The organism is Pseudomonas sp. PS1(2021), from assembly GCF_020405165.1.
Taxonomy (GTDB): Bacteria; Pseudomonadota; Gammaproteobacteria; order Pseudomonadales; family Pseudomonadaceae; genus Pseudomonas; species Pseudomonas aeruginosa.
In genome coordinates this window covers 5,775,617-5,796,216 of the sequence record NZ_CP084484.1, presented here as the reverse complement: position 1 = coordinate 5,796,216, position 20,600 = coordinate 5,775,617, and the positions used below count along the sequence as shown (strand labels likewise).

Sequence of the window (20,600 nt, the reverse complement as noted above, 5' to 3'; positions counted from 1 at the left end):
CTTACAGGGGTTTGACGACGAACAGGCCGTCTTCGTGACCGTCCTCGGCGCCGCTGTAGACCTGTTCGGCCACGGTGCGCAGGCTGCTGCCACGGGCGGCGAGGATCTGGTCCATGGCGCCGGCGAACCAGCCGGTGAACATGTAATCGACCTTGCGATTGACCTTGCCGTAGACGTAGACGAAGGCGGAGTGCCGCAGGCGGACCTCGGCGGTGCCTTCCTCGAGGTTGATCCGCTCGATCTCGAACAGGCCCCAGCCGCGCTGGGACAGGCGCTTCATGTAGTGCTCGAACACCGCCACGCCCTCCAGGCCGTGACATTCGGCTTCCTTCTCGCACCAGTGCCAGGCGGACTTGTAGCCGGCCTTGTAGAGGATCTCGGCGTAGGCGTCGGCGCCCAGCACTTCCTCGATGCCCATGTGGTTGTTGACGAAGAAATGTCGCGGTACGTAGAGCATCGGCAGGGCGTCGGTGGTCCAGACGCCGGTCTCGCTGTCGACCTCGATGGGCAGTTGGGGGGCATGTTTGGCCATGGTGTAAGCTCCGATTCTTTTGACTCCCTCTCTCCCTTCAGGGAGAGAGGCGGGGAGAGGGAAGATGGGTGCGATGCAATGCCCCTCCCTGGAGGAAGAGGCGACGAGTCGGGAGTGGGCCGGGAGTTACTCGCCCCAGACGTCGCGCAGGACCCTTACCCAGTTCTCGCCCATCACCTTGCGCACCACGCGCTCGGGCATGCCGCGCTCGAGCAGGGTCTCGGTGAGGTTGGGGAATTCGCCGACGGTGCGGATGCCCAGCGGGTTGACGATCTTGCCGAAGTTGGTCAGGCGCCGGGCGTAGCCCTTGTCGTGGGTCAGCCACTCGAAGAAGTCGTGGCCGTGGCCCTGGGTGAAATCGGTGCCGATGCCGATGGCGTCCTCGCCGACGATGTTCATCACGTACTCGATGGCCTCGGCGTAGTCGTCGATGGTCGAGTCGATGCCTTTCTTGAGGAACGGCGCGAACATGGTCACACCGACGAAGCCGCCATGATCGGCGATGAACTTCAGCTCCTCGTCGGACTTGTTGCGCGGGTGTTCCTTGAGGCCGGACGGCAGGCAGTGGGAGTAGCAGACCGGCTTCTTCGATTCGAGGATGACCTCTTCGGAAGTCTTGCTGCCGACGTGGGAGAGGTCGCACATGATGCCGACCCGGTTCATCTCCGCGACGATCTCCCGACCGAAGCCGGAGAGCCCGCCGTCACGCTCGTAGCAGCCGGTGCCGACCAGGTTCTGGGTGTTGTAGCACATCTGCACGATGCCCACGCCGAGCTGCTTGAACACCTCGACGTAGCCGATCTGGTCCTCGAATGCGTGGGCATTCTGGAAACCGTAGAGGATGCCGGTCTTGCCCTGCTCCTTGGCCTTGCGGATGTCCGCGGTGCTGCGCACCGGGATCACCAGGTCGCTGTTGTCGCGGATCAGCTTGTTGCTGGCGACGATATTGTTCACCGTCGCCTGGAAGCCTTCCCATACCGATACGGTGCAATTGGCGGCGGTCAGGCCGCCCTTGCGCATGTCCTCGAACAGTTCGCGGTTCCACTTGGCGATGATCAGACCGTCGATGACGATGCTGTCGGCGTGCAATTCGGCTGGGCTCATCTGGCATACCCCTTTCAGGCTGGGCGCGCCGGGACTTGTGCCGACGCTTTGGGGGCAGCATATCGTCGGGGCCCGGCGCGACCCGGCCCGAAAACGACCAGGGTCGTGCCGAAAGCGTCAAGCGTGCGACCGCAACGACGGAGGGCAATGTCGCGGATGGAACAGGCGCTGGCCGCCCGGGGCCGGCAACGGGGAGTGCGCGCGCCCCTGCCGGCGCGGGTTCAGAGGCCGAGTTCGCCGAGCGACGGATGGTCGTCCGGCCGGCGCCCCAGCGGCCAGCGGAACAGCCGCTGGTCCTCGCGGATCGGCAGGTCGTTGATGCTGGCGTGACGTTCGTACATCAATCCCTGCTCGTCGAACGCCCAGTTCTCGTTGCCGTAGGAGCGGAACCAGTTGCCCGAGTCGTCGTGCCATTCATAGGCGAAGCGCACGGCGATGCGGTTGCCGGTAAACGCCCAGAGTTCCTTGATCAGCCGGTACTCCTGCTCGCGCTGCCACTTGCCGCTGAGGAATTCGACGATCCGCTCGCGGCCGCGGACGAAGGTCGAGCGATTGCGCCAGACGCTGTCGGGGCTGTAGGCCAGCGAGACGCGCTGCGGGTCACGGCTGTTCCAGCCGTCCTCGGCGGCGCGGACCTTCTGCGCGGCGGTTTCGGCGGTGAAGGGGGGAAGCGGGGGACGGACGTCGCTCATGGCGGGCTCCTCGGTCTGCGGTGGTTTTCGATGGGAACAGCGTAGGGCAGGGCGAGCGCGGCCGAATGACGTCGATCCCACGGATCCTGCCAATCCCGCCTCGCCCCCTGGCTGTTTGCCAGGCTGGCCAGACCTACCCCGGAGAGGGCTATGATGGCCGCCACCGGAGTGGACAAGGATCGACCTCGCGCAATGACCTCCACCACCTACCTCGGCCTGCTGCTGGTCGGTATCCAGGTACTCGGCTTCGTCGCCGCCATCCATGCCGTGCTCACCGTGCGCACCGCCCAGGGCGCGATCGCCTGGGCCACCTCGTTGGTATTCATGCCGTACCTGACCCTGCTGCCGTACCTGGTGTTCGGTCGCAGCCGTTTCGACGCCTACATCGAGGCGCGGCGCCAGGCCAACCGCGAGATGCACCTGGCGGCCGCCGAGCTGGACTGGCGTCCCTGGGTCGAGGAGGCCCTGGCGGCCCGCCAGGTCAGCGGCTACAAGGGGCTCAAGGCGCTGGTGCGGATGACCCGCACGCCGACCCTGGCGAACAACCGGGTGCGCCTGCTGGTCAACGGCGAGGCCAGCTTCGAGGCGATGTTCAAGGCGATTTCCGCCGCCCGCCAGGTGATCCTGGTGCAGTTCTTCATCGTCCGCGACGACGCCCTCGGCCAGCGCCTCCAGCAACTGCTGCTGGAACGTGCGGCCAACGGCGTCGAGGTGTTCTTCCTCTATGACGCCATCGGCAGCCACGCGCTGCCGCACCGCTATGTCGAGCGGCTGCGCCAGGGCGGCGTGCAGATGCATGGCTTCAGCACCGGCAGCGGCATGCTCAACCGCTTCCAGGTGAATTTCCGCAACCACCGCAAGGTCGTGGTGGTGGATGGCGAGTGCGGTTTCGTCGGCGGGCACAACGTCGGCGTCGAGTACCTCGGCGAGAAGCCGCCGCTGGCGCCCTGGCGCGACACCCACATGGAACTGCGCGGGCCGGCGGTGGCGTGCCTGCAGGAAAGCTTCGCCGAGGACTGGTACTGGGCGACCCACAGCCTGCCGCCGCTGATCCTGCCGCCGCAGTACGACAGCGAGGGCGCGCTCTGCCAGGTAGTCGCCAGCGGTCCGGCGGATGCCCAGGAAACCTGCTCGCTGTTCTTCGTCGAGATGATCAACGCCGCCCACGAGCGGGTCTGGATCACCTCGCCGTATTTCGTTCCCGACGAAGCGGTGATGGCCGCCCTGCGCCTGGCGGTGCTGCGCGGCGTCGACGTGCGCCTGCTGATACCCTCGCGCCCGGACCACCGCACGGTGTATGCCGCGTCCAGCCTCTACGCGCTGGAGGCGATCCGTGCCGGGGTCAAGGTGTTCCGCTACCAGCCCGGCTTCCTCCACCAGAAGGTGGTGCTGGTGGACCGCGACACCGCCGCCGTCGGCAGCGCCAACCTGGACAACCGTTCGTTCCGGCTGAATTTCGAGGTGATGGTGGTGACCGTCGACGAGGGCTTCGCCGGCGAGGTGGAGGCGATGCTCGAGGCGGACTTCGCCGAGTCGCTCGAATTCACTCCGGAAGACCGCCGCAGCGTGCGCCGCCTGCAGCAACTGGGGATGCGCGTGGCGCGGCTGGTCTCGCCGATCCTCTGAAAACCTTCGCGAACTCTGTACGTCGGCAAAACCGCGTTGGAAACGGCTTCGGAAAGCTCGGTTGCCGTTCGGGGACTCCGCTTCCCCGTCCGTTTTCGCCCGGTTTCTCCAGCTCGCCAGATCGTCGGCAGGTCCTGAGCGACGCCTCTGCCGCCCGCCGACCGCGCGGGCGTGCAGCTTTTCCCTAGCCAGCGACTACAAAAATCATAATTTCGCTATTCCCCGGCTCTGAACAGAATGCGGCCATCACGCAACCGCAGAACAAGAACGACCAGAGTCCGAGGAACCGAGCCATGACCGACCTGAATCGCACCGCCTTGCCCTCGCGCACGGACGGGACCGTGGAAAAGACCGACACCCTCGTCGTCGGCGCCGGCCAGGCCGGCGTGGCGATGAGCGAGCACCTGAGCCGGCTCGGCGTGCCGCACCTGGTCCTGGAGCGCAACCGCATCGCCGAGGCCTGGCGCAGCGGACGCTGGGATTCGCTGGTGGCCAACGGCCCGGCCTGGCACGACCGCTTCCCGGGAATGGAATTCGACATCGATCCCGACGGTTTCCCCGGCAAGGACCAGGTGGCGGCCTATTTCGAGGCCTACGCGAAGAAATTCGACGCGCCGATCCGTACCGGCGTCGAGGTGAGGAAGGTGGTGCGCAATGTCGGCCGCCCCGGCTTCACCGTGGACACCTCCGCAGGGACCATCGAGGCCAACCGCGTGGTCGCCGCCACTGGCCCGTTCCAGCGTCCGGTGATCCCGCCGATCGCGCCGCGCGACGAGCGTATCCGGCAGATCCACTCGGCCCACTACTACAACCCGCAGCAGCTGCCCGAAGGTGCGGTACTGGTGGTCGGCGCCGGTTCGTCGGGGGTACAGATCGCCGACGAGCTGCAACGTGCCGGGCGCCAGGTCTACCTCTCGGTGGGCGCTCATGACCGTCCGCCGCGTTCCTACCGCAACCGCGACTTCTGCTGGTGGCTGGGCGTGCTCGGCGAATGGGATGCGGAAGTCGCCAAGCCCGGGCGCGAGCATGTGACCATCGCCGTGAGCGGTGCCCGCGGCGGACATACCGTGGACTTCCGCGCCCTGGCGCATCAGGGCGTGACCCTGGTCGGACTGACCGAATCCTTCGTCGACGGCGTCGCGACCTTCCGGCCGGACCTGGCGGAGAACCTGGCGCGCGGCGACGAGAACTACCTGGCGTTGCTCGACGCCGCCGACGCCTATATCGCCCGCAACGGCCTTGACCTGCCGGAAGAGCCCGAGGCGCGCCGCCGGCTGCCGGACCCGCAGTGCGTGACCGATCCGATCCTCGAACTGGACCTGGCCGAGGCCGGGGTGGGCAGCATCATCTGGGCCACCGGCTATGCCGTCGACTTCGGCTGGCTGCAGGTCGATGCCTTCGACCGCGACGGCAAGCCGCGCCACCAGCGTGGCGTGTCCAGCGAACCCGGCGTGTATTTCATCGGCCTGCCCTGGCTGTCGCGGCGCGGCTCCTCGTTCATCTGGGGCGTCTGGCACGACGCGCGCCATGTCGCCGACCACATCGCCATCCAGCGCAAGTACCTCGCATACCGCGACGCTGCCCAGCGCCAGGAACAGGACCGCGCCTCGCAAGCTCCGCAAACCAGCCTCCAGGAAGTCAGCTGATGCCTACCCATACCCGCATTCGCATGTTCAACACCAAGGACACCTACCCCAACCAGTCCCTGGACAACGATCTCTGCCAGGCCGTGCGCGCCGGCAACACGGTGTACGTGCGCGGCCAGGTCGGCACCGACTTCGACGGCAACCTGGTCGGCCTCGGCGACCCGCGCGCCCAGGCCGAGCAGGCGATGAAGAACGTCAAGCAACTGCTGGAGGAAGCCGGCAGCGACCTCTCGCACATCGTCAAGACCACCACCTACCTGATCGATCCGCGCTACCGCGAGCCGGTCTATCGCGAGGTCGGCAAGTGGCTCAAAGGGGTGTTCCCGATCTCCATCGGACTGGTGGTCTCGGCCCTCGGCCAGCCGCAGTGGCTGATGGAGATCGACGTGATCGCGGTGATTCCCGACGACTGGCAGCAATGAGGAGGCGCGCGCCATGACCTTTTCCATCGTCGGCCGCTGCGCCGAAACCGGCCAGCTGGGCATCGCCATCAGCTCGTCGAGCATCGCCGTCGGCGCCCGTTGTCCCTGGCTGCGCGCCGGCACCGGCGCGGTGGCTACGCAGAACATCACCCTGCCGGCGCTCGGCCCGCAGATCCTCGACCGCCTCGACCAGGGCTTGGCCCCTGGCGAAGCGCTGGACCAGGCGCTGAGCAGCAACGGCTATGGCCAGTATCGCCAGGTCACGGTGATCGACCAGCACGGCCGCACCGCGTTGTTCACCGGCCGCGAGGCGCTCGGCGTCCACCATGCGCGGGCCGGCGAACAATGCGTGGCGGCCGGCAACCTGCTGGCCGCGCCGGAAGTGATCGAGGCGATGGTGGATGCCTTCGAGAACGCCGAAGGCCTGCTCGCCGAGCGCCTGCTGGCGGCGATGCGTGCCGCGCTGGCCGCTGGTGGCGAAGCCGGGCCGGTGCATTCGGCGGCGCTGTCGGTGGTCGGCGACCTGCTCTGGCCGGTGGTCGACCTGCGCGTCGACTGGGCCGAGCACGACCCCATCGGCCAGCTCGAGCGACTGTGGCTCGCCTACAAGCCGCAGATGCAGGACTATGTGACCCGCGCCCTCGACCCGACCCGTGCGCCGAGCTACGGCGTGCCCGGCGACGAGTGAGCGGGTCGTTCCCTTCCTCGACGGCGCAGCGCGAGACCTGCGCCCTGGAGCCCGACATGCCCGGCAGCCGCGACATCCTCGCCGACCTGGTGGCCTTCGACACCGTCAGCCGCGAGTCCAACCTGGCGCTGATCGACTACGTCCGCGACTACCTGGCGGGTTTCGGCGTCGACAGCGAACTGTTCTTCGACGCCGACGGCCGCAAGGCCAATCTCTATGCCACCATCGGCCCCAGCGACCGTGGCGGCGTCTGCCTTTCCGGGCATACCGACGTGGTGCCGGCGGACGGCCAGGCCTGGAGCGTGCCGCCGTTCCGGCTCAGCGAGCGCGATGGCCGCCTCTACGGGCGTGGCACGGCGGACATGAAGGGCTACCTGGCCTGCGTGCTGGCGGCCGTCCCGGCGTTCCTCGCCGCGCCGTTGCGCCTGCCGGTGCACCTGGCGTTCTCCTACGACGAGGAAGTCGGCTGCCTGGGCGTCCGTTCGCTGCTCGCGGCGCTGGAGCGGCGTCCGCACAAGCCGTTGCTGTGCATCATCGGCGAGCCCACCGAGCTGAAGCCGGTGCTCGGCCACAAGGGCAAGCTGGCCATGCGCTGCGAGGTGCACGGCGCGGCCTGCCATTCGGCCTACGCGCCGCAGGGGGTGAATGCCATCGAATACGCCGCGCGGCTGATCGGCCGCCTCGGCGAGATCGGCGCGCGCCTGGCGGTGCCGGAGCGCCACGACCGGCGTTTCGACCCGCCCTACTCGACGGTGCAGACCGGACTGATCCAGGGCGGCCGGGCGCTGAACATCGTGCCCGCCGAGTGCCGCTTCGACTTCGAGGTCCGCGCGCTGCCGGCGGACGACCCGCGGCAGGTCGCCGAGGAACTCCGCGACTATGCCGAAAGCGAACTGCTGCCGCGGATGCGCGCGGTGGAGCGAAGTACCGATATCCGCTTCACGCCGCTATCGGCCTATCCCGGCCTGCTCACCGCAGACGACAGCCAGGCGGCGGAGCTGATCGGCCTGCTCAGCGGTTCGACGGATTTCTCCACCGTGGCCTTCGGCACCGAGGGCGGGCTGTTCCACCAGGCCGGTATCCCGGCGGTGATCTGCGGTCCCGGCAGCATGGACCAGGGCCACAAGCCGGACGAGTTCGTCAGCCTCGCTCAGCTCGAGGCGTGCGATGCCCTGCTGGCGCGCCTGGCGGCGTGGCTGCGGGAGCCTTGAGCGGCAGCACCGCGCGATCCTGGCTGGGACTGGCGGCGAAGCGCGCGCGGTAGCTGCGGGAGAAGTACGACGGCGACTCGAAGCCGCAGGCCAGGCTCACCTGTAGCACGCTGAGGTCGGTCTGGCGCAGCAACTGGCGGGCCTTGTCCAGGCGCAGGCCGAGGTAGAAGTTCGAGGGCGTGTCGTCCAGGTGCACGCGGAACAGCCGTTCCAGCTGGCGGCGGGTGACCTGGATGCGCTCGGCCAGCTCCAGGGTGGTCAGTGGCGGCTCGGTATGCCGCTCCATCTCGCCGATCACCTGCACCAGCTTGCGGTTGCTCACGCCATAGCGGGTCGCCACCTGCAGGCGCTGGTGGTCCTGGCGCGGGCGGATGCGGCCGAGCACGAACTGCTCGGAAACCTGCACCGCCAGTTGCGGACCGTGGGCCTGGGCGATCAGGTCGAGCATCAGGTCGATGGAGGCGGTGCCGCCGGCCGAGGTGATGCGCGGACCGTCGATCTCGAACAGCTCCTGGGTCACGCTCAGTTGCGGGTAGGACTCCTGGAAGGCGTCGATGGCTTCCCAGTGCAGGGTCGCGCGGCGCCCGTCGAGCAGACCGGCCTCGGCCAGCACCACGCTGCCGGTATCGATGCCACCGAGGGTCACGCCGTTGCGATCGAGCTTGCGCAGCCACTGCACCAGGGCCGGGGTGACCGCCCGCAGCGGCTCGAAACCGGCCACCACGAACAGCAGGTCGCCTTTCTTCAGCGGCTCCAGCGCGCCGTCGCTGTTCACCGACATGCCATTGCTGGCCAGCACCGGACCGCCGTCGGCGCTGAGCACGTGCCAGCGGTAGAGGTCGGCGTGGAAGCGGTTGGCCACTCGCAGTGGCTCCACGGCGGAAACGAAGCCCATTACCGAGAAGCCGGGCAGCAGGAGAAACCAGAAGTCCTGGGACATGGGGCGCTCCGGGGTTGAGGTTGCGCAGCCTGTGTGTAGCGCAGGCCCGCCGCGCTTGGCAATGGCCAGGTCGCTGCAGTGCAAGAGCTGGTCGCCGCAGTGCGCTTCGCCGCCGTCCCGGCTGCGTACCTTGGTCGCCAGGGTCGGTCTCGCAAGGGGCCGGCGCCCACCTCGCAGAAAAACAATCAATAGCCGCACGAGGGGAGACCGATGAAGACGACGATTCGCCAGCTGGGCTGCGCCCTGCTGATCCTGGCCAGTGGCGCCGCCCTGGCCGCCGAACCCGAGCAGTGCCGCACGGTGCGCCTGGGCACGGTGAACTGGACCGACGTGGTCGCCAGCAGCGCCGTGGCCGAGGCCTTGCTCGACGGCCTGGGCTACCAGGTGAAGCAGACCAGCGCCTCGCAACAGATCGTCCTGGCCGGCCTGGCCGACAAGCAGCTGGACCTGTTCCTCGGCTACTGGCAACCGACCATGCAGCCGGTCGCCAGGCCTTACCTGGACAAAGGCCGGATCGAAGTGATCGAGCCGCCGACCCTGGCCGACGCGCAGTCCACCTATGCGGTGCCGAGCTACGTCGCCGAGGGCGGGCTGAAGACCTTCGCCGACATCGCCCGCTTCAAGGACAAGCTTGGCGGCCGCATCTACGCTATCGAGCCGGGCAGCGGCTCGAACCGCATCACCCGGAAGATGATCGACGACAACCGTTTCGGCCTGAAGGGCTTCCAGCTGGTGGAGTCCAGCGAGGCCGGGATGCTCACGGCGGTGAAGCGGGCGATCAAGCGCAAGCAGTGGGTGGTGTTCTTCGGCTGGAAGCCGCATCCGATGAACCTGCAGATCGACATGACCTACCTCACCGGCAGCGAGGATGTGTTCGGTCCCGACGAAGGCGCGGCCACCGTCTCCACCATGACCGCCGCCGGCTACCAGGCGCAGTGCGGCAATGTCGCCCGGCTGCTGCACAACCTGCGCTTCAGCAGCGCCCAGGTCAGCCAGGTGATGGCGCCGATCCTCGATCGCACCCAGCCCCTCGACGCCGCGCGGCAGTGGCTGAAGGCCAACCCCGAGCCGCTGAAGGCCTGGCTGGATGGCGTGAGAACCTTCGACGGCAAGGACGGCCTGGCCGCGCTCCAGGCCTCGCTGAAGTAACCCGCACCTATCCGTTCCGCCCGGCGCGGCCGGGCGGGGCTTCGTAGACCCCGAATACAGGAAGCTACCACCGTGAACCATGAAGTCATCGTCACCTGCGCGGTGACCGGCGCCGGCGATACCGTCGGCCGGCATCCGGCGATCCCGGTCACTCCGAAACAGATTGCCGAGGCCGCCATCGAGGCGGCCAGGGCCGGCGCCACCGTCGCCCACTGCCATGTCCGCGACCCCGCCACCGGCAAGCACAGCCGCGACGTGGCACTGTACCGTGAAGTGGTCGAGCGTATCCGCGAAAGCGACACCGACGTGATCATCAACCTCACCGCCGGCATGGGCGGCGACCTGGAGATCGGCAAGGGCGAGCAGCCCCTGGAGTTCGGTGCCGGCACCGACCTGGTCGGCCCGCTGGAGCGGCTCAGGCATGTCGAGGAGCTGCTGCCGGAAATCTGCACCCTGGACTGCGGCACCCTCAATTTCGGCGACGGCGACTACATCTACGTCTCCACCCCTGCGCAACTCCGCGCCGGCGCCCGGCGCATCACCGAGCTGGGGGTCAAGGCCGAGCTGGAAATCTTCGATACCGGCCACCTCTGGTTCGCCAAGCAGATGCTCAAGGAAGGGCTGCTGGAGGATCCGCTGTTCCAGATCTGCCTGGGCATTCCCTGGGGCGCGCCGGCCGATACCACGACCATGAAGGCGATGGCCGACAACCTGCCGCCGGGGGCGACCTGGGCCGGCTTCGGCATCGGCCGCACGCAGATGCCGATGGTCGCCCAGGCCATGTTGCTGGGCGGCAACGTGCGGGTCGGCCTGGAGGACAACATCTGGCTGGACAAGGGCGTGCCGGCGAGCAACGGCAGCCTGGTGGAGCGCGCCATCGAGATCATCGAGCGCCTCGGCGGGCGTGCCCTGAGCCCGGCGGAAGGGCGCCGCAGGATGAACCTGAAGCCGCGCTGATTTCTTCCTCCCCGCCCCGTCGGGGGCGGGAACAACCTTCTGGAGATGTCCATGTCCTTCGTCACCGAGATCAAGACCTTCGCCGCCCTCGGTAGCGGCGTCATCGGCAGCGGCTGGATCGCCCGCGCCCTGGCCCACGGCCTCGACGTCGTCGCCTGGGATCCGGCGCCGGGCGCCGAAGCGGCGTTGCGCGCGCGCGTCGCCAATGCCTGGCCGGCCTTGCGGAAACAGGGCCTGGCGCCCGGCGCGGCGCAGGAGCGTCTGCGCTTCGTCGCGAGCATCGAGGAATGCGTGGGCGACGCCGATTTCATCCAGGAGAGCGCCCCCGAGCGGCTCGACCTGAAGCTCGACCTGCACGCCAGGATCAGCGCCGCGGCGCGGCCCGACGTGCTGATCGGTTCCTCCACCTCGGGCCTGCTGCCCAGCGAGTTCTACGCCGAGGCGAGCCACCCCGAGCGCTGCCTGGTCGGCCACCCGTTCAACCCGGTCTACCTGCTGCCGCTGGTGGAGGTGGTCGGCGGCGAACGCACCGCTGCCGAGGCCGTGCGGGCGGCGATGCGGGTCTACGAATCGCTGGGCATGCGTCCGCTGCACGTACGCAAGGAAGTGCCCGGCTTCATCGCCGACCGCTTGCTCGAGGCGCTCTGGCGCGAGGCGCTGCACCTGGTCAACGACGGCGTGGCCACGACCGGCGAGATCGACGATGCGATCCGCTTCGGCGCCGGCCTGCGCTGGTCGTTCATGGGCACCTTCCTGACCTACACCCTGGCCGGTGGCAACGCCGGCATGCGCCACTTCATGGCGCAGTTCGGCCCGGCGCTGCAATTGCCCTGGACCTACCTGCCGGCGCCGGAACTCACCGAAGCCCTGATCGACCGGGTGGTGGAGGGCACCGCCGAGCAGCAGGGCGCGCGCAGCATCGCCGAGCTCGAGCGCTACCGCGACGACTGCCTGCTGGCGGTGCTCGGGGCGATCAGGGAAACCAAGGCCCGGCACGGCTTCGCCTTCGCCGAGTGACATGACGCGCCTTCCGCCCCGCCGGACGTAGCGCAACCACGGAGCCTGCCATGAGCCAAGTCCTGACGACCTACGAGACGCCGGTCCTGCCCGAGTGGGTGGACTACAACGGCCACTTGCGCGATGCGTTCTACCTGCTGGTGTTCAGCTACGCCACCGATGCGCTGATGGCGCATATCGGCCTGGACAGCCAGAACCGCGACGCCAGCGGACACTCGCTGTTCACCCTGGAATGCCACCTGAACTTCCTCCATGAGGTGAAGGAGGGCGCCAGGGTCGAGGTGCGTACGCAACTGCTCGGTCACGATCGCAAGCGCCTGCATATCCACCATGCCCTGTACCTGCCTGGCAGCGGGCAGGCGCTGGCGCTGAGCGAGCAGATGCTGCTCCACGTCAGCCTCGACGGCCCGCGCTCGGTACCGTTCGAAGGCGAGGTGCTGGCGCGGGTCGAGGCGCTCGCCGAGGCACATCGCGCGCTCCCCGTGCCGGAAGGTGTCGGTCGGGTGATCGGCCTGCCGCCGGTGCGCTGAGCGCGATGGCTGCGAAGTATCCGCTGTCTCCGGCGATGTGGCGCTTCGTCGAGCACAGCCGGGCGTTCGCCAGCGACAGTCCGCGCCTGGATGCGCAACGTGCGGCCTACGCGCGGATGTGCCAGGCGTTCGCGCCGCCGCGCCCGGCCGGTTTGCGGGTGCTCGACTCCTGCTTGCCGGCCGCGCCGCCGGTGCGCGTGCGCCGCTATCGCCCCGACCGCCCGGCACCGCCCGGTGGCTGGCCGGCGCTGCTCTACCTGCACGGTGGCGGCTGGATGCTCGGCGGCCTCGATTCACACGATTTCATCTGCGCCGACCTGGCGGCGCGCCTGGGCCTGCTGGTGCTGGCGGTGGATTACCGACTGGCGCCGGAGCATCCGTTCCCGGCGGCATTGCAGGATTGCCTGCGTGCCTGGCAGGCGCTGAGCCTGGGCGAGCTGGACGAAGCGCTGGATGGGCGACGCCTGCTGGTGGCCGGCGACAGCGCCGGCGGCAACCTGGCGGCGGCGCTGTGCCTGGCCCTGCGCGATGGCGGCGCGCCGTCGCCGGCCGCGCAGATATTGCTCTATCCCTTGCTGTCCGCTGCGCCATCGCCCTCGCGGATCGACTGCGCCGACGCGCCGTTGCTCGGCCTCGGCGATGTGCAGGCGTGCCTGGACGCCTACCTGCCGCTGGCGGCGCTGCACCGACAGCCACTGGCGCTACCCCTGGAGGCCGCTGATTTCACTGGCCTGCCGCCGGCCTTCGTGGCGGTTGCCGAATTCGATCCGCTGCGCGACGACGGCGAGCGCTATGGCGCAGCGCTACGCGCGGCGGGTGGCGAGGCAGGGTTCTATCCGGGAAGCGGGCTGGTCCATGGCTGCCTGCGCGGCCACGGCATCGATGAGGTGGAAGCCCTGCACGAGGCCTTGCGGCAGGCCGTGCAGGGCTTCCTGGCGGAGGACTCAGGCGAGCGCCAGGCGGGTGAGTAATCCACCGCCGAGCACCAGCCAGGCGAATAGCAGGGCGGCCAGCAGCAGCGGCTTGAGGCCGGCGCGGCGGATCGCCGAGAGGTGCGTGCCGAGGCCGAGGCCGGCCATTGCCATGGCCAGGAGGAAGGTGTCGAGGTCGTTGACGTGGCTGACCAGCGCCGGCGGCAGGCTGACCAGCGAGTTGAGCCCGGCGACCAGTACGAAGCCGACGGCGAACCAGGGAATGGTGATCTTGGTCGCGCCGCTGTGCTGCCGGCGGTGCGCCTTGTCGCGTGCCAGCCAGGCCGAGAGCAGGATCAGGAAGGGCGCCAACATCATTACCCGGACCATCTTGGCGATCACTGCGGTATCCGCTGCCTCGATGCCGATCGAGCGACCCGCGGCGACCACCTGGGCCACCTCGTGCACCGTGGCACCGATGTACACGCCCCAGGTGCCAGGGTCGCGCGGTAGCAGCCCCCAGTCCTGGTCGAGCTGGAACAGCGCCGGATAGAGGAAGATGCCCAGGGTGCCGAACACCACCACGGTGGAAACCGCCACCGCGACCTGTTCGGCGCGGCCACGCACGACCGGCTCGGTGGCCATCACCGCGGCGGCGCCGCAGATCGAACTGCCGGCGCCGATCAGCAGGGTGGTGGTGCGGTCCAGGCCGAACAGCCGGGTGCCGAGCAGGCACGCCAGGCCGAAGGTGCTGGCGAGCATCAGGACGTCCAGCAGCACGCCGTGCAATCCGACGCCGGCGATGTCCTGGAAGGTCAGGCGCAGGCCGTAGAGGATGATCCCGGCGCGCAGCAGGATCTGCTTGGAGAAGCCGACACCGGCGGCGCTGCCGGCGGCGATCCGAGGGTACAGGGTGTTGCCGACGACGATGCCGAGCACGATGGCCAGGGTCAGCGCGCTGATGCCGTTGTGCTGCAACCATTGCGAACGACCCAGTAGGATCGCCACGCCGGCCAGGGCGGCGCTGAGCAGCAGGCCGGGGATGAGTTTCTGGACCTGGGCCAGGGGTCTGGTACCAGTCTTGACGGGGAGGGTGTGCATCCTTCGCTCCTCAGGTGAGGTCACGGGACGCAGGTTAGGTAGCCGGCATGAATTTGTGAAACGAATAGTTTCTGTATTAAATACCTGAAAAACAGGTAGGTGAGTCCATGGCCCTCAGTTTCCGTCAGCTCCAGATCTTCTGTGCGGTGGCTCGCTGCGGCAGTACCACGGCGGCGGCGGAATCCATCTCGCTGTCGCAGTCGGCCACCAGCGCCGCGCTCAACGAGCTGGAATCGCAGCTTTCCACGCGCCTGTTCGACCGGGTCGGCAAGCGCCTGCAACTGAACGAGGTCGGCCGCCGCTTCCTGCCCCAGGCATTGCGCCTGCTCGACGGGGTGGCGCAACTGGAGCAGCAGTTCGCGGTTTCCGCCGCGCCCCAGGCGAGCCTGACGGTGGCGGCCAGCAGCACCATCGGCAACTACGTGCTGCCGCGCCTGCTGGCCTCCTTCGAGCGGGAGCAGCCGGGCGTGAGGGTCAACGCCAGCATCGGCAACACCGGTTCGGCGGTGCAGGACGTGGTGACCTTCGCGGCGGACATCGGCCTCATCGAAGGCCCCTGCCACGAGCCGGGCCTGCGGGTGGAGCCCTGGCTCGAGGACAGCCTGATCGTGGTGGCGGCGCCCGGCCACCCGCTGGCCTTGCGCACCCAGGTCTCCCGCGAGGCCCTGCGCCGGGCGCGCTGGCTGCTGCGCGAGCCCGGCTCGGGCACGCGCGAGGAGGTCAGCCACGCCCTGCTGGGCCACCTGCATTACCTGGAAGACAGCCTGGACCTGGGCAGCTCCGAGGCGATCAAGCACAGCGTCGCCGCCGGGCTGGGCATCAGTTGCCTGTCGCGCTGGGTGGTCGAGGAACAGTTGGCCTCCGGCGCGCTGGTCGAACTGCGCAGCAGCCTGCCGCCGTTGCGCCGGCGCTTCTACATGCTGCGCCAGCGCGACAAGTTCCTCTCGCCGGGCTTCGAGCGTTTCTGGGAACACTGTCGGGCGGGACTCGGCGCCGGCTAGCTGGCTTCCGGCAAAAAAATCCCCCTGCCGCGCCCGACGCGCGGAGGGGGATGAAAAAGGAGCCAGGAACGGCCCTCAGTGTGAGTCTGGCGTTTTCCGGAAGCCGTCCGCTGCATTCCGCAAGCCGCTGGAGGCGATTGTGGCGGTGTCGCTGGCGGTCGAATTAGCCGAAAACGACCTGCCCATGTCCAGGCGGGACAGCCCCCTTGCCGGGAGCGACGTGGGCTCAGCAGAATCGATGGCAATCCCCATCGAAGGAGCTGCCGCGATGATGCACGCCGATCTGATCGACCAGGACGATTTCCGCGAACGCCTGCAGGCGCTGGGCTTCAGCGTGCCGCCGGACTCGACTCCGGAGCAGGCCTGCGAATACGCCGTGCGCGGCCTCAGCCCGGAGCGCGCCCAGGCGCTGCGGCGGCTGGTGGAGGACATGCTCGGCGGGCACGCCACGCTGCTCCCGGCGGTGCGCGAGGCGATTTCCCGGCAATTGCTGCCGGCGCTGGTGCCGCGGGGCTGACAAGGCCCTGCCCGCTCCCGTGGACGGGGCGGGCAGGGACGCGCCGTCAGATCCGCACGCTGGCGAAGGTCGACTCGCCCTGCGCCTGGCTCAGGGCCGACAGCGCCGAGGAGTTGGGCATCAACGCCAGGTCCTGCGGGATCGGCATCAGCACCACCGGCTGGCCCAGCGGCTGGCCCTGGCGCTCGTCGCGCGGCGGGATGCCGAAGTACTCGCGGTAGCACTTGGAGAAGTGCGGGGTGGAGACGAAGCCGCAGACCGAGGCCACCTCGATGATCGACATGGACGTCTGCTTGAGCAACTGGCGGGCGCGGATCAGGCGCAGCTTCAGGTAGTAGCGCGACGGCGAGCAGTGCAGGTACTTCTGGAACAGCCGCTCGAGCTGGCGACGCGAGACGTTGACGTAGACCGCCAGTTCGTCGAGGTCGATCGGTTCCTCCAGGTTGGCCTCCATCAGCGCGACGATCTCCTGCAACTTCGGCTGGTTGGTGCCGAGCATGTGCTTGAGCGGCACGCGCTGGTGGTCCTGCTCGTTGCGGATGCGCTCGTAGATGAACATCTCGGAGATCGCCGCCGACAGCTCGCGGCCATGCTCGCGGCCGATCAGGTGCAGCATCATGTCCATCGGCGCGGTGCCGCCGGAAGAGGTGAAGCGGTTGCGGTCGATGGAGAACAGGCGGGTGCTCATGGCCACCCGGGGGAAGGCTTCCTGCATCGCCGCCAGGCATTCCCAGTGCACGCTGCAATCGTAGCCGTCGAGCAGGCCGGCGCGGGCCAGCGCCCAACTGCCGGTGCACACCGCGCCGAGGCGCCGACCCTGGCGGGCCTGGGCCTGGAGGAAAGTGACGTGCTCGCGGGTGACGCTGCGCTGGATGCCGACGCCGCCGCAGACGATCACGCAATCCACCGCCGGGGCGTTGTCGGTACCGGCGTCGGGGGTGATCTGCAGGCCGTCGCTGGCCCAGACCTGGCGGCCGTCCAGGCTCAGCGTATGCCAGCGGTAGAGTTCGCGTCCCGAGAGCTGGTTGGCCATGCGCAACGGTTCCACCGCCGAGGCCAGGGAGATCAGGGTGAAGTTGTCCAGCAGCAGGAAGCCGATGGACTGCGGATTTCGGTTCTGTGGTGGGACTCCGGGCGCGTACGTGGTCATGGGTGTATCTCCTCACGCTGAGCAAGCAGGCCTCTCACGAGGCTTTTTTTATTTCACGATGACTCCAGCATCGCATTTCGCTGGTACACGCCTAGACTCGATACAGCAGGTTTATCAATAACTTAGGTGCGTCCATCATATGCCGGTGCTTTCCGAAACTTGACCCGACTTCGGTTCGCCTGGCTCCCACCAGGCTCCTGGAAATCGGGTCTTTCCGAGGAGTCATCATGGCGAAGATCAAGCTCACCAAGTCCGCAGTCGATGCGGCACAAGCCCAGGCGCAGCCAGTCGAACTGCGCGATACCCTGGTTCCCGGCTTCCTGTGCAAGATCACCCCGGCTGGCCGCAAGGTGTTCATGCTCCAATACCGCACGAACGCCGGAGAGCGGCGCAAGCCTGCTCTGGGCCTGTACGGTGAACTGACGGTCGAACAGGCCCGTTCGCTGGCCCAGGAGTGGTTGGCGCAGGTACGCCGGGGCGGCGATCCGGCCGCAGAGAAGACGGCCGCGCGCCAGGCACCCACGGTCAAGGAGTTGTGCGCCAAGTTCATGGGCGACTATTCCAAGGAGCGCAACAAGCCCAGCACGCAGCGCGGCTACCAAGGCGTGATTGACCGCAACATCAACCCGATCCTGGGGAAGATGAAGGCTCAGGACGTGAAGCGCCCGGACGTGGCCGCGCTGATGAAGAAGCTGGCCCACAAACCCGCTGAAGCCAACCGCACCTTTGGCGTGTTGCGCAAGATGTTCAACATGGCCGAGGTATGGGGCTATCGTCCCGACGGCACCAACCCTTGCCGCCATGTACCCATGTATCCGGCCGGCAAGGCCACTCGGCTTATCAGCGACGAGGAAATGGGCAAGATCTTCCGTCAGCTCGACCTGATGGAAGCCGAAGGCTTGGAGCCACATGTCATTCCGCTGGCGATCCGCTTGCAGTTCGAGTTCGCCGCCCGCCGCTCCGAAATCGTCTTGCTCGAATGGGATTGGGTCGATCTGGCGCATCGCCGGGTGGTCTGGCCGGACAGCAAGACCGGCGGGATGTCGAAACCCATGAGCGAGGAGGCCTATCGCTTGCTCTCGACGGCGCCACGGCACCCGGTTTCGCCCTATGTGCTGCCTTCACCGCGCGACCCGATGAAGCACATGACCTATGGCGAGCACTACGGCGGTTGGAAGCGTGCTTTGAAGGCTGCTGGCGTGCCTCATGTCGGCACACATGGCATCCGCCATCGGTCAGCCACTGACATTGCCAACTCGGGTATCCCGGTGAAGGTGGGTATGGTGCTTACGGCCCACAAGACCGTGGCGATGTTCATGCGCTACGTGCATACCGAGGATGGGCCAGTACGCCAGGCCGCCGAACTGGTGGCCAACCGCCGCAAGACGATCACCGGGGTGCACCGTGACGAAGGGGGAACGCTGTGAACCGGCGCAAGGCATCCGCCCCATCGTCAGCAGCGCCAACAGCGCTGCTGGGTGACATCCGGGCATTGATCGAGGCGTCACGTCAGCGTGCTGTCTCGGCGGTCAATGCCGAACTGACCTTGCTGTTCTGGCGTATCGGTCAGCGCATCCATACGGAAGTGCTGGCCGGCCAGCGAGCCGGGTACGGCGAGGAAATCCTGCCGTCCCTGGCCGAGCAACTTGTCCGTGACTACGGACGCAGCTTCGCGGACAAGAACCTGCGCCGAATGGTGCAGTTCGCCGCTACATACCCGGACGAACCAATTGTCGTGACGCTGTCACGACAATTGAGCTGGTCGCATTTCGTGGCGCTGCTGCCGCTGAAAGAGCCGCTCCAGCGGGACTACTACGCGCAGATGGCAAGCGCCGAACGCTGGAGCGTGCGGATGCTGCGCGAGCGCATCGACTCGATGCTGTACGAGCGCACGGCGCTGTCCCAAAAGCCGGAAGAAACCATCGCGCAGGAACTAGCGACCTTGCGCGATGCGCAGCGCATGACGCCAGCGCTGGTCATGCGCGACCCGTACATCCTCGACTTCCTGGGGCTGCGGGATAGCTGGCAAGAAAGCGACCTGGAGGCCGCCATCATCCGCGAAATGGAATCCTTCCTACTGGAACTGGGTGCGGGCTTTTCCTTCGTCTCCCGCCAGAAGCGCATCCCGATTGACGACGAGGATTTCCACCTTGACCTGCTGTTCTACAACCGCAAGCTGCGGCGTCTGGTGGCGGTGGAATTGAAGATCGGCGAGTTCAAGGCAGCCTACAAAGGACAGATGGAGCTTTACCTGCGCTGGCTGGACAAGCACGAGCGGGAGCCGCAAGAAGCCTCGCCGCTGGGGATCATTCTCTGCACCGGCAAGAAGCGCGAACAGATCGAATTGCTGGAACTGGACAAGTCAGGCATCCACGTCGCCGAGTACCTGACCAGTTTGCCGCCACGAGCGGTGTTGGGCGAGAAGTTGCAGCAGGCGACCGAACGGGCACGCTTGCAGATCGAGCAGCGGCAGCCTGGCGAAGAGTCCTGACAGCAGCATCCGTGCGTCCCGGCGTACCGCCGTCGGGTTCGCAGACTGCGCCCCGCGCCTCGTGCCGAATCGCGACCATTCGGCTTTGACCCCTGACGCCTCCGGCCTTGATCGTTGATCCGGGCCTGCGCGTGCTGCGCACTTGCCCAACGGCGGGTGTGTGGCTGAGTGGAGTGTAGGCGGTCTTGCTGTTCCCTTCACCGTATCACGGCGTTCTCGCCGTCAATGACTTCGCGTGCTTGCACGCTTGCGGCCTATCGGCCGTCTTCGATCCCTGACTGCTTGCGCTGCGCCGTGCTGGCCACGGTTCCGGGCAATTCCGCCCGAGCAACCGGAGCACGATCATGTCGCAACTGTCCTTTTCCTCGTTCGATGACGCTTTGCTGGTGCGTGACGCCCAGGGGCGCTATTCGCCGGCATCGGTGGATCAAATTCTTGAAGCGGCACGCCAGGCCATTGAGCTGAAGATGCAGCGTGGTGCTGAGTTCAATTCCCCGGCGCTGGTCAAGGAGTACCTACGCAACAAGCTGGCGGGCTTTGAGCATGAAGTCTTTGCGGTGCTGTTCTTGGATACGCGCCATCGGCTGATCGAGTACCGGGAGATGTTCCACGGCACCATCGACAGTGCATCGGTGTATCCGCGTGAAGTGGTCAAGGAAGCTCTGCGGCTCAATGCGGCGGCGGTCATTCTGTCGCACAACCATCCGAGCGGGAATCCTGAGCCATCGCAGGCCGATAAGGCGCTGACGCAGCGGCTCAAGGATGCGTTGGGGCTGGTGGAGGTGCGCACGCTGGATCATGTCGTTGTGGCAGGAGGAGCCACAGTGTCGTTTGCAGAACACGGACTGATCTGAGTGATAAGGGGGGGGCTTTGGCTCCCTTTTCATCGCGCAACCAAGAATCGCTTGACAAATA

At 67.4% G+C, this 20,600-nt stretch carries 21 protein-coding genes; 15 read left to right on the top strand and 6 right to left on the bottom strand.

The window, feature by feature from the left end; genetic code table 11:
• Position 1: 1 nt before the first annotated feature.
• From LE197_RS27600 to LE197_RS27590, 3 genes are all read right to left on the bottom strand, one after another.
• A complete protein-coding gene (locus LE197_RS27600) occupies positions 2 to 532 on the bottom strand; it encodes a DUF5943 domain-containing protein (RefSeq protein WP_003107282.1) in 531 nt (176 codons plus the stop codon).
• 126 nt (positions 533 to 658) lie between these two features.
• A complete protein-coding gene (locus tag LE197_RS27595) occupies positions 659 to 1,636 on the bottom strand; it encodes a dipeptidase (protein WP_003106042.1) in 978 nt (325 codons plus the stop codon).
• A gap of 221 nt (positions 1,637 to 1,857) precedes the next feature.
• Positions 1,858 to 2,328, bottom strand: coding sequence for a DUF1348 family protein (locus LE197_RS27590; RefSeq protein WP_003096740.1), 471 nt, complete (start codon positions 2,326 to 2,328; stop codon positions 1,858 to 1,860).
• Positions 2,329 to 2,481: 153 nt separating this feature from the next.
• Here LE197_RS27590 and cls point away from each other — a divergent pair, with 153 nt between their 5' ends.
• From cls to argE, 5 genes are all read left to right on the top strand, one after another.
• Positions 2,482 to 3,954, top strand: a complete 1,473-nt coding sequence (cls, locus tag LE197_RS27585) for a cardiolipin synthase (RefSeq protein WP_003121332.1) — start codon at positions 2,482 to 2,484, stop codon at positions 3,952 to 3,954.
• 293 nt (positions 3,955 to 4,247) lie between these two features.
• Positions 4,248 to 5,600 (top strand): flavin-containing monooxygenase, encoded by a 1,353-nt coding sequence (locus tag LE197_RS27580; protein ID WP_003122387.1) that lies wholly within the window; start codon positions 4,248 to 4,250, stop codon positions 5,598 to 5,600.
• A complete protein-coding gene (locus LE197_RS27575; protein WP_057386716.1) occupies positions 5,600 to 6,022 on the top strand; it encodes a RidA family protein in 423 nt (140 codons plus the stop codon). The genes LE197_RS27580 and LE197_RS27575 overlap by 1 nt, the downstream gene beginning before the upstream one ends.
• Before the next feature lie 13 nt (positions 6,023 to 6,035).
• Positions 6,036 to 6,710 carry a DUF1028 domain-containing protein gene (locus LE197_RS27570; RefSeq protein WP_003106037.1) on the top strand — a complete coding sequence of 225 codons (675 nt, stop codon included), beginning with the start codon at positions 6,036 to 6,038 and terminating at the stop codon, positions 6,708 to 6,710.
• 56 nt (positions 6,711 to 6,766) lie between these two features.
• A complete protein-coding gene (gene argE / locus LE197_RS27565; RefSeq protein WP_003106035.1) occupies positions 6,767 to 7,921 on the top strand; it encodes an acetylornithine deacetylase in 1,155 nt (384 codons plus the stop codon).
• Here the strand turns inward: argE and cdhR are convergent.
• The gene (gene cdhR / locus LE197_RS27560; RefSeq protein ID WP_003114442.1) at positions 7,851 to 8,861 is read right to left on the bottom strand and encodes an HTH-type transcriptional regulator CdhR; all 1,011 of its coding nucleotides are present in this window, start codon (positions 8,859 to 8,861) and stop codon (positions 7,851 to 7,853) included. The two genes, argE and cdhR, sit on opposite strands and share 71 nt — an antisense overlap.
• Before the next feature lie 210 nt (positions 8,862 to 9,071).
• On the opposite strand from cdhR, the gene LE197_RS27555 reads away from it, so the two are divergent.
• The 5 genes from LE197_RS27555 (at position 9,072) to LE197_RS27535 (ending at position 13,485) form a co-directional block, all read left to right on the top strand.
• A complete protein-coding gene (locus LE197_RS27555; RefSeq protein ID WP_057386714.1) occupies positions 9,072 to 10,010 on the top strand; it encodes a choline ABC transporter substrate-binding protein in 939 nt (312 codons plus the stop codon).
• 72 nt (positions 10,011 to 10,082) lie between these two features.
• Positions 10,083 to 10,967: a 3-keto-5-aminohexanoate cleavage protein gene (locus LE197_RS27550; RefSeq protein ID WP_057386713.1), complete on the top strand. Its 885-nt coding sequence runs from the start codon at positions 10,083 to 10,085 to the stop codon at positions 10,965 to 10,967.
• 51 nt (positions 10,968 to 11,018) lie between these two features.
• Positions 11,019 to 11,984 (top strand): L-carnitine dehydrogenase, encoded by a 966-nt coding sequence (locus LE197_RS27545; protein WP_003096713.1) that lies wholly within the window; start codon positions 11,019 to 11,021, stop codon positions 11,982 to 11,984.
• Positions 11,985 to 12,034: 50 nt separating this feature from the next.
• Positions 12,035 to 12,514 carry a thioesterase family protein gene (locus LE197_RS27540; RefSeq protein ID WP_003117175.1) on the top strand — a complete coding sequence of 160 codons (480 nt, stop codon included), beginning with the start codon at positions 12,035 to 12,037 and terminating at the stop codon, positions 12,512 to 12,514.
• Between the two features lie 5 nt (positions 12,515 to 12,519).
• Entirely contained in the window at positions 12,520 to 13,485 is a 966-nt protein-coding gene (locus LE197_RS27535) for an acylcarnitine hydrolase (RefSeq protein WP_016264029.1), read from the top strand.
• Here the strand turns inward: LE197_RS27535 and LE197_RS27530 are convergent.
• On the bottom strand, positions 13,459 to 14,526 hold the full coding sequence (locus tag LE197_RS27530; protein WP_016264030.1) for a YeiH family protein: 1,068 nt from the start codon (positions 14,524 to 14,526) through the stop codon (positions 13,459 to 13,461). The two genes, LE197_RS27535 and LE197_RS27530, sit on opposite strands and share 27 nt — an antisense overlap.
• Before the next feature lie 107 nt (positions 14,527 to 14,633).
• On the opposite strand from LE197_RS27530, the gene LE197_RS27525 reads away from it, so the two are divergent.
• A complete protein-coding gene (locus LE197_RS27525; protein ID WP_003142060.1) occupies positions 14,634 to 15,527 on the top strand; it encodes a LysR family transcriptional regulator in 894 nt (297 codons plus the stop codon).
• Between the two features lie 268 nt (positions 15,528 to 15,795).
• Entirely contained in the window at positions 15,796 to 16,044 is a 249-nt protein-coding gene (locus LE197_RS27520) for a hypothetical protein (RefSeq protein WP_003096701.1), read from the top strand.
• Between the two features lie 46 nt (positions 16,045 to 16,090).
• Here LE197_RS27520 and LE197_RS27515 read toward each other — a convergent pair whose 3' ends face one another.
• Entirely contained in the window at positions 16,091 to 17,194 is a 1,104-nt protein-coding gene (locus LE197_RS27515; protein WP_003096699.1) for a GlxA family transcriptional regulator, read from the bottom strand.
• Positions 17,195 to 17,421: 227 nt separating this feature from the next.
• Here LE197_RS27515 and LE197_RS27510 point away from each other — a divergent pair, with 227 nt between their 5' ends.
• The 3 genes from LE197_RS27510 (at position 17,422) to radC (ending at position 20,539) form a co-directional block, all read left to right on the top strand.
• Positions 17,422 to 18,621, top strand: a complete 1,200-nt coding sequence (locus LE197_RS27510; protein WP_126071244.1) for a tyrosine-type recombinase/integrase — start codon at positions 17,422 to 17,424, stop codon at positions 18,619 to 18,621.
• On the top strand, positions 18,618 to 19,685 hold the full coding sequence (locus tag LE197_RS27505) for a PDDEXK nuclease domain-containing protein (RefSeq protein ID WP_126071245.1): 1,068 nt from the start codon (positions 18,618 to 18,620) through the stop codon (positions 19,683 to 19,685). Before LE197_RS27510 ends, LE197_RS27505 begins: the two co-directional genes overlap by 4 nt.
• 344 nt (positions 19,686 to 20,029) lie before the next feature.
• Entirely contained in the window at positions 20,030 to 20,539 is a 510-nt protein-coding gene (gene radC / locus LE197_RS27500; protein ID WP_126071246.1) for a RadC family protein, read from the top strand.
• Positions 20,540 to 20,600 lie beyond the last annotated feature (61 nt).

Coding starts and splice junctions, on each gene's coding strand:
- LE197_RS27600 (WP_003107282.1), bottom strand. CDS start 532: ATGGCCAAACATGCCCCCCAACTGCCCATCGAGGTCGACAGCGAGACC.
- LE197_RS27595 (WP_003106042.1), bottom strand. CDS start 1,636: ATGAGCCCAGCCGAATTGCACGCCGACAGCATCGTCATCGACGGTCTG.
- LE197_RS27590 (WP_003096740.1), bottom strand. CDS start 2,328: ATGAGCGACGTCCGTCCCCCGCTTCCCCCCTTCACCGCCGAAACCGCC.
- cls (WP_003121332.1), top strand. CDS start 2,482: ATGGCCGCCACCGGAGTGGACAAGGATCGACCTCGCGCAATGACCTCC.
- LE197_RS27580 (WP_003122387.1), top strand. CDS start 4,248: ATGACCGACCTGAATCGCACCGCCTTGCCCTCGCGCACGGACGGGACC.
- LE197_RS27575 (WP_057386716.1), top strand. CDS start 5,600: ATGCCTACCCATACCCGCATTCGCATGTTCAACACCAAGGACACCTAC.
- LE197_RS27570 (WP_003106037.1), top strand. CDS start 6,036: ATGACCTTTTCCATCGTCGGCCGCTGCGCCGAAACCGGCCAGCTGGGC.
- argE (WP_003106035.1), top strand. CDS start 6,767: ATGCCCGGCAGCCGCGACATCCTCGCCGACCTGGTGGCCTTCGACACC.
- cdhR (WP_003114442.1), bottom strand. CDS start 8,861: ATGTCCCAGGACTTCTGGTTTCTCCTGCTGCCCGGCTTCTCGGTAATG.
- LE197_RS27555 (WP_057386714.1), top strand. CDS start 9,072: ATGAAGACGACGATTCGCCAGCTGGGCTGCGCCCTGCTGATCCTGGCC.
- LE197_RS27545 (WP_003096713.1), top strand. CDS start 11,019: ATGTCCTTCGTCACCGAGATCAAGACCTTCGCCGCCCTCGGTAGCGGC.
- LE197_RS27540 (WP_003117175.1), top strand. CDS start 12,035: ATGAGCCAAGTCCTGACGACCTACGAGACGCCGGTCCTGCCCGAGTGG.
- LE197_RS27535 (WP_016264029.1), top strand. CDS start 12,520: ATGGCTGCGAAGTATCCGCTGTCTCCGGCGATGTGGCGCTTCGTCGAG.
- LE197_RS27530 (WP_016264030.1), bottom strand. CDS start 14,526: ATGCACACCCTCCCCGTCAAGACTGGTACCAGACCCCTGGCCCAGGTC.
- LE197_RS27525 (WP_003142060.1), top strand. CDS start 14,634: ATGGCCCTCAGTTTCCGTCAGCTCCAGATCTTCTGTGCGGTGGCTCGC.
- LE197_RS27520 (WP_003096701.1), top strand. CDS start 15,796: ATGATGCACGCCGATCTGATCGACCAGGACGATTTCCGCGAACGCCTG.
- LE197_RS27515 (WP_003096699.1), bottom strand. CDS start 17,194: ATGACCACGTACGCGCCCGGAGTCCCACCACAGAACCGAAATCCGCAG.
- LE197_RS27510 (WP_126071244.1), top strand. CDS start 17,422: ATGGCGAAGATCAAGCTCACCAAGTCCGCAGTCGATGCGGCACAAGCC.
- radC (WP_126071246.1), top strand. CDS start 20,030: ATGTCGCAACTGTCCTTTTCCTCGTTCGATGACGCTTTGCTGGTGCGT.